The organism is Falsiroseomonas sp. RANM36 (assembly GCF_056682175.1).
The window spans coordinates 1,624,735-1,626,336 of the sequence record NZ_JBWXTD010000003.1; the positions used below are offsets into that span (position 1 = coordinate 1,624,735).

General features: G+C 76.3%; 1 protein-coding gene and 1 pseudogene. One reads left to right on the forward strand and one right to left on the reverse strand.

Annotated features, from left to right (window positions below; translation table 11 throughout):
- The coding region (locus AC1MIR_RS12715) for a phytoene desaturase family protein (protein ID WP_480028518.1) at window positions 1-1,152 on the reverse strand (1,152 nt) is incomplete at its 3' end.
- Between the two features lie 246 nt (window positions 1,153-1,398).
- Between AC1MIR_RS12715 and AC1MIR_RS12720 the strand changes: the two are divergent.
- Window positions 1,399-1,602, forward strand: a pseudogene (locus tag AC1MIR_RS12720) (transcriptional regulator PpsR); the annotation flags it as partial.

Consider the following 1,602-nt stretch of genomic DNA (forward strand, 5'->3'; position numbering starts at 1 on the left):
GGCGGGGGCCGGGGGTTGCCCCACCCCCCGCCCCCGCGCGGCCCGGGGCGCCCCCCCGCCGCCGCCGGCGCGGTCGAGGGCCCAGAGCGTGACGGTCGGCGCGGAAGGCAGGCGGGCGCGGTAGCCGATCTCGGCATATTCGGCGGTAGGGTCCTCGGCATGCGCCACGGACTGGGTTGCCGCCGGCAGCCCCTCCGCCGCCGCCACCAGCGCCCAGGTGACGGCGGAGAAGGAGCGCCGCTCGGGCGCCAGCCGCTCCACCGCTCCCGCGGCGGCCGCGCCGAGGCGGCCATCGGCCAGCGCGGCGGGATCGGCGTTCAGCACCACCGCGCCGGCGTCCACCACCGCGCCATCGGCCCGCCGCACGCCGCCGGCGCGGCCGCCGCGCACGAGAATCTCCCGCACCTCGGCGCCGTAGCGGAAGGTCGCGCCGCGCGCTGCGGCCAGCGCGGCCAGCGCCTCCGGCAGGCGCTGCATCCCGCCCCCGATCGCCCACAGCCCCTGCAACTCGACATGCGCGACGAGCATCAGCGTCGCCGGCGCCTGCAGCGGGGAGGAGCCGACATAGGTGGCGACCCGCGCGAAGACCTGCCGCAGCCGCCTGTCCGCGAAGTGTTCGCCCAGCGCATCCCACAGCGAGGCGAAGGGCGAGGCGCCGAGCAGGCCGCGACGCCCGGCCAGCGCCGCGAGCGCCAGCGCGCCGGGCCGCTGCGCCTGCAGGAAGGGCTGCTCCAGCGCGTCATGGATGCGGCGCGCTCGCTCGCGGAACGCCAGGTAGCCGCGCGCCGCCTCGGCGCCGGCGAAGTCGCCCACCGCCTCCGCCGCGGCCGCCGCATCCACCGGCAGGTCGAGGCGCCGCCCATCCGACCAGGCATGGCGCCCGAGCAGCGGCTCCGGGCGGAGCGCCAGGCGGTTCTCCAGGCTGTCGCCCGCCGCGTCGAAGATCTCCTCGAAGACCCGACGCAGCGTCAGCAGGGCCGGGCCGGCGCCGACCTTCACCCCGCCCACCGCAAGCTCCCGGATCTTGCCGCCCGGGGCGGCGGCGCGTTCCAGCACCAGCACGGGCCGACCCCGCGCCGCCAGCAGCGCCGCCGCGACCAGGCCGCCCATGCCGGCACCGATGACGACCACGGTCTCGGGAGGGCCCGCCATGGCCGCAGGTAAGTCGGGCCGGCGCGAAGTGTCAAGTTGAGCTGACACATCGCAGGGCAATTGCCCATCCTCGCGTCAGGCGTTATGCACACGCAGTCTTGTGACCCGATTTGCTTTTGGTTCGAACGTCTCACCCCAGATGACAGGCGTTCGACGCGGAGGTGGATCCCGGATGCCCCGTTCTGTCGTGACAGGATCGCCGCCGGCGCCGCGCCGCAAGACCTTCCACGCGGGCGGATGCGCACCATGAACCGTGTCGTCGTGACCCAACCGGATGTCACCCTGGTCCTCGACTGGGACGGCATCATCCGCGACGCTTCCGTGTCGGCGGCACTCGCGAAGGACGGCCTCGATGGCTGGGTCGGCCGGCACTGGACGGAGACGGTGGGCGAGCCGGCCGGGGGGCGCCGGCGCCCCCGGGGCGCTGCAGGACGGGCGCCGCGCCGCCCC